The organism is Kitasatospora sp. NPDC004240, assembly GCF_053603215.1.
On sequence record NZ_JBSGFD010000326.1, the window covers coordinates 1 to 6,007 of the forward strand.

Annotated in this window: 3 protein-coding genes; 2 read left to right on the forward strand and 1 reads right to left on the reverse strand. The window is 73.8% G+C overall.

What is annotated here, in order from left to right; all coding sequences use genetic code 11:
* The coding region (locus ACWEQL_RS40305; RefSeq protein ID WP_452156255.1) for a carbohydrate binding domain-containing protein at positions 1-1,716 on the forward strand (1,716 nt) is incomplete at its 5' end.
* Positions 1,717-1,862: 146 nt separating this feature from the next.
* On the opposite strand, the gene ACWEQL_RS40310 is transcribed toward ACWEQL_RS40305, so the two are convergent.
* Complete coding sequence (locus ACWEQL_RS40310) at positions 1,863-3,188, reverse strand: ABC transporter substrate-binding protein (RefSeq protein WP_452156257.1); 1,326 nt, start codon at positions 3,186-3,188, stop codon at positions 1,863-1,865.
* A 330-nt stretch (positions 3,189-3,518) separates the two neighbouring features.
* Here ACWEQL_RS40310 and ACWEQL_RS40315 point away from each other — a divergent pair, with 330 nt between their 5' ends.
* Positions 3,519-5,969: a SpoIIE family protein phosphatase gene (locus ACWEQL_RS40315; protein ID WP_452156259.1), complete on the forward strand. Its 2,451-nt coding sequence runs from the start codon at positions 3,519-3,521 to the stop codon at positions 5,967-5,969.
* Positions 5,970-6,007: the final 38 nt, after the last annotated feature.

Consider the following 6,007-nt stretch of genomic DNA (forward strand, 5'->3'; position numbering starts at 1 on the left):
ACCCTCGCCGCGTACGGCACCGGCACCGCCCGCCCGGTCGTCGCCGGCAGCGCGGCGGGCACGGAGAAGGCCGCCGTCCACCTGTACAACGTCGAGCAGTGGGAGATCCACGACCTGGAGATCACCTTCCGGGACACGGGCACCACCAAGCGCGAACGCAACGGACTGCTGGTCGAGATCGCCGACCTGCCCGACGGCGTCGGCAGCCACTACCTCGTCGACGATGTCTACGTCCACGACGTCAACGGCGACGCCACCAAGTGGTCCAACGGCATCCAGCTGCGCGTCTCCGGCACCACCACGCCGACCAACTTCGACGACGCCGTCGTCCAGAACTCCCGCATCGACAACGTCGACCGCGAAGGCCTCACCAACCGCTCCACCTGGATGTGCCGCCCCCAGTACGGCACCGGTGACAACTGCGGGACCACGGTCAACTGGCGCCCCAGCACCCGGCTGGTCTTCCGCGGGAACACCATCAGCAACACCGGAGGCGACGGCATCGTCCTGCGCGCCGCCGACCACGCCCTGATCGAGCACAACACCGCGTACGACATCGCCATGCGCCCGATGGGCGCCAACGCGGGCATCTGGACCATCAACTCCGACGACACCCTCGTCCAGTACAACGAGGTCCACCACGTCCGCCGGCTGCCGGACAACGGCGACGGCCAGGCCTTCGACTCCGACTACGCCAACAACCGGGCCGTCTTCCAGTTCAACTACAGCCACGACAACGAGGGCGGCTTCATGCTCTTCTGTGGCTCCTGCGGCTCCGGCTCCAGCACCACCGGCACCGTGGTGCGCTACAACCTCAGCCACCACGACAAGGGCCGCTGGCTGACCGCCTCCGGCGAGAACAGCGCCGACATCTACCACAACACGGTCTACCTGCCCGCCGGATCCACCACCGACATCGTCCAGGACGGCTACGGCGACACCAAGGCCCGCTTCACCAACAACGTCTTCCACAACCTCGGCAGCGGCGGCTACGACGCCCTGGACGGCAAGAGCTCCTACCCGTACGAGGCGGAGAACTTCACCTGGGCCGCGAACACCTTCTACGGCAACCACCCCGCCAACGAGCCGGCCGACCCGGAGAAGAAGACCTACGACCCGCAGTTCGTGAACGCCGGCGGCACCACCCCGGCCGACTACAAGCTGAGCGCGAACTCCCCGGTCCGCGGCACCGGCACCACCATCCCCACCCTCGGCACCCAGGACTACTTCGGCAACGCCCTGCCGCAGGTCTGCCGCCCCGACCGCGGCTTCCACCAGGGCGCGGCCTTCGACGACAGCACCTGCACCCCGGTCAACCTGGTCCGCAACTCCGGCTTCGAGAACACCGCCCTCAACCCCTGGACCAGCTACGGCGGTGTCACCCTCGACGGCACGACCAAGTACGCCGGCAGCCGCGCCGTGAAGGTCGGCCCGTCCCAGGCCGCCGCCGAGCAGATCATCCAGGTCAAGCCCAACACCACCTACACCCTCAGCGGCTGGGGCAAGGTCTCCGCGAGCGGTACCGAACTCTCCCTCGGCGCCAAGCAGTACGCCGCGACCGGGTCCGTCAGCACCGTCTTCACCGGCACCACGTTCACCAACCGCTCGACCACCTTCACCACCGGCCCCGACGCCACCACGGCCAAGATCTACTGCTACGCCCGCAGCGGCACCGGCTACGGCTGGTGCGACGACATCACCGTCCGCGCGAACTGACCGACCACCCTCCCACACCCGGCGCCGAGCCACCCCCCCACGGGCTCGGTGCCGGGCCCTTGCGGTCGATGCCCGGCCCGCCCGCCCGGATGCCCCGCCCGCCCGGACGCGCGGGGCGGGCCGGGTGGGCCGGGTATCCGGGTCGTTCAGGCCCCGACCGTGAGCCCCCGCCGGCGCATCTCCTCGACGGTGACCCGCTGCGCCGCCTCCAGGGCCGCGGGCAGGGTGCCGCCGCCCCGGCCGAGCCGGCCGAAGCCCTCCCGGAGCGAGCCGAAGGTGGTGCCGACGGCCGGCCCCCACTGCCAGGTCGGCCGGACCGCGCCCGCGGCCCGCTCGAGGACGGCGTACACGTCCTGGCCGCCGTAGAAGTCGGTGCGGAAGGCCTGCCTGGCCACCGGCACCAGGGCCGGGGCGGCCGGGTAGGAGGAGGAGGTGCCGGAGGCGATGCGGGCCTTGATGCCCTCGGCGGTGGTGGTGGCCCAGGTGGCGAACTCGACGGCGGCCTTGGCCTTCCTGCTGTCCTTGGAGACGGCGAAGGTGGTGCCGCCGAGCATGCCGCTGGCGGGGCCGCCGTCCCAGCTCGGCAGCGGGGCGACGGCCCACTTGCCGTCGGCGCCCGGCAGCGTGCCGCGGAGGACCCCGGCGCCCCACGAGGCGCCGAGGTAGCCGCAGGTCTCCCCGGCCAGCAGTGAGGCCTTCCACTCGTCGCTGAACGAGGCTTGGACCCGTACCAGGTCGTCGGTGACCAGCCGCTGCCAGAAGTCGGCCGTCTGGCGGGTGCGTCCCCGGGTGAGGTCCACCGACCAGAGGTCCCCGGCGCCGGTGAACCAGTGGGCGTCGGCCTGCCAGGCCATCGCCGCGAAGGTCGCGGGGTCGTCGGGGAAGAAGGTCGCGATCCGGGTGCGTGGCACCGCCGATCTGAGCCGCTGGGCGGCGGCGCGGAACTCCTCCCAGGTACGCGGCACTTCGACGCCGGCCTGCGCGAACAGGTCCTTGCGGTAGTAGAACGCCTGCGGGGCAGCGTCGAGCGGCAGCGCCCACAGCCGTCCCCCCGCGGTGCAGAGGTGGACGGCCTGCGGCAGGTACCCCTCGCGCACCGGGGTCGGCACCAGCCCGGTGATGTCCTGGACGGCACCGCGGCCCACGAAGTCGGGCAGCTGCGAGTACTCGACGTTGAAGACGTCCGGCGCGCCGCCCGACGCGGCGGCCTCGGCGATCCGCGCGTAGCCGCCGGCGTTGCCGGCCGGGATCTCCTCGAACACCACCCGGATGTCGGAGCGGCTGCCGTTGAACGCCTCCACCACCTCCCGGGTGCCCTTGGCCCAGCCCCAGAAGGCGAGGGTGGTCGGTTGGCCGGAGGGGGTGGGGTCGGTCCCGGCGCACCCGCTGACGGAGGAGGGGACGAGGACGGCGCCGGCGGCGGCCAGGGCGGTGCGGAGGACGGTTCGACGGGGGAGGGACGGGTTCTGCACGTACGGCTCCTGGCGGACGATGGGGAGGACCGGGCCGGGGTGCGGCGGGGCCGGTCGAGGGTGGATGCGGCGGACGCGGCCGGCACGGCGTCACGGCGGGGTGACCCCCGGCGCCGGGGTGGCAACGGCTGCGTTCGCCCGCACCCTAGGGTGATCATCCGACCGGGTCAATGCACCTCGATCCAATTGACGGCCAATTGATCGAATGATCGGAAGTGGTGGGGTGCGGGGCCGTCGTCCGGGTCTCGCGGCGCACTGCGGGGGCTCGGCCGACCGGGCAAGCGCGGGCGGGGCCCCGGTGGGAAAATCGGACCGACGGAGAGGTTCCGGATGGATCACGAGACCGCCGCCGGCCGCGGTGCCAGCCGGGGCTACCGGTACACGCCGGACGCGAGCGCCGAGCCGCCCGCGGAGCTCGCCCGCGCGGCCGCCGCGGCGGTGGGCCCGGACTGCCGGTTCACCGGCTGGTCGGCCGCGGCCGAGGAACTCCTCGGCTACTCCGCGGACGACGTGATCGGCCGGCCCGTCGCCTCCCTCCTCGTCCATCCGCCGGAGGGCGACGACCTGCCGCGCGGGTACGACAGGTCCGCGGTCGTCGAGGTGCGGCACGCCGACGGCTGGCCACGGCGCCTCGGTGTCCGTACCTGGCAGGCGCACGGCGCATCCGACCAGCCGGCCGCCACCCTGGTCGTCGCGTACGACATCACCGGCGCCCCGTGGTGGGAGGCCAACCGGTCGATGCTGGAACGGATGCTCGCCCGCTCCCCGGTCGGCATCGGCGTCCTGGACACGCGACTGCGGTACGTCTGGGCCAACGACGAACTGGCGCGGCTCGGCGGGGTCGGCCTCCAGGAGCGCATCGGCCGCACGTACGCCGAGGTCCAGCCGCTCATGGACCACGTCACCGCGGAGGACGCGATGCGCCGGGTCCTGGAGACCGGGGCCCCCGCCCTGGACCTCGAACTCACCGGCCGGCTCCGTCGCGACCCGCGCCGCTCCCACGCGGCGGCGGCGACGATCTTCCGCCTGGAGGACGCCGGCGGCCGGGTCCAGGGCCTGTGCCTGATGGTCACCGACGCCACCGACCGCTGGCGCTCCAGGGAGCGGCTCGCCCTGCTCAGCGACGCGGGCGAGCGGATCGGCACCACCCTCGACGTGCGCCACACCGCCCAGGAGATCGCCGACTTCTGTGTGCCGCGGCTCGCCGATCTCGTCCTCGTCGACCTGCTGGACGAGGTCCTCGCCGGTGACGAGGTCGCCCCGCTCGCCGCCGACCGCCCCGCCGTCCTGCGCCGGGCGGCCCACCAGTCACGACGTCCGGGCGCCCCCGAGACGATCATCGAGATCGGCCAGGAGAGCCGCTACGCGCCCACCTCCCCGCCCGGCCAGTGGCTCCTGGACGGACGGGCCCGACTGGAGCGCCACCTCGACCTCGACGTCGGCACCTGGCCGCGGGAGGACCCCGAACGGGCCGAGCAGGTCCGCCGCTACGGCATCCACTCCGGCCTGATCGTCCCGATCCGGGCCCGCCGGACGACGCTCGGCATCGTCACCCTCCTGCGGAGCCAGCGCGCCGACCCCTTCGAGGACGAGGACCTGGAGGCGGCCCAGGCCGTCATCGACCGGGCGGCGCTGTCCCTGGACAACGCCCGGCGCTTCACCCGCGAGCACACCACGGCGCTCGAACTCCAGCAGAGCCTGCTGCCCAGGCTCCCGACCGGCGGCAGTCTGCACAGCGCCGCCCGCTACTTCCCCGCGGACCCGGTGGCCGGCGTCGGCGGCGACTGGTTCGACGTGATCACGCTCTCCGCCGGTCGCTCGGCCCTGGTCGTGGGCGACGTGGTCGGCCACGGCCTGGACGCGGCCGCGGCCATGGGCCGGCTGCGCGGCGCCCTGCTCGCCCTGGTCGACATGGACATGCCTCCGGATGAGCTGCTGGCCCACCTCGACGACCTCGTCCTCACCTTCATCGACGACGACCCCTCCGCCGACGGCCGGGTCGCCAACACCCTGCTCGGCTCCACCTGCCTGGTCGCCGTCCTCGACCCGGTCGCCGGGAGCTGCGCCCTCGCCCGCGCCGGCCACCCGCCCCCGGTCGTGGTCGGCCGCGACGGCTCCGTCCGCTTCGTCGACCTGCCGGCCGGCCCGCCGCTCGGGCTGGGCGCCGTGCCCTTCGAGGCCGCCGAGATCGACCTGCCGCCCGACGGTCTGCTGGTGCTGTACACGGACGGCCTCCTCGCCCGTTCGGGGGAGGACCCGGCCGCGGGCATGGAACGGCTGCGGCAGGTGCTGGAACGCACCCCCGCCGACCCGGAGGCCGCGTGCGAGGCCGTGGTGGCGGCGCTGGACCCCGGCCGGGCCGACGACGACGCCGCGCTGCTGATCGCCCGCTGCCCCGCGGTGCCGGCGGAGCATGTGACGGTCCTCGACGTACCGCCCGAGCCCGCCGCCGTCGCGGGCGTGCGCGCCGCGGTCACCCGGCGGCTGGCCGACTGGGGGCTGGCGGAGGAGCTCGGCTTCGCCACCGAGCTCATCGTCAGCGAGCTGGTCACCAACGCGCTCCGCTACGGGAGGCCGCCGGTGCGCCTGCGGCTGATCCGGCACTCCGTGCTCACCTGCGAGGTCTTCGACGCCAGCAGCACCGCACCGCGGCTCAAGCACGCCCGGACCACCGACGAGGGCGGCCGCGGACTGTTCCTGGTCGCCCAGCTCAGCCGGCGCTGGGGCACCCGGCACACCCGTGAGGGCAAGGTCATCTGGTCCGAGCAGGACCTGCCCTGAGGCCTGTCCGACGAGCCCCGGCCCGGCCCCGTGGGTCG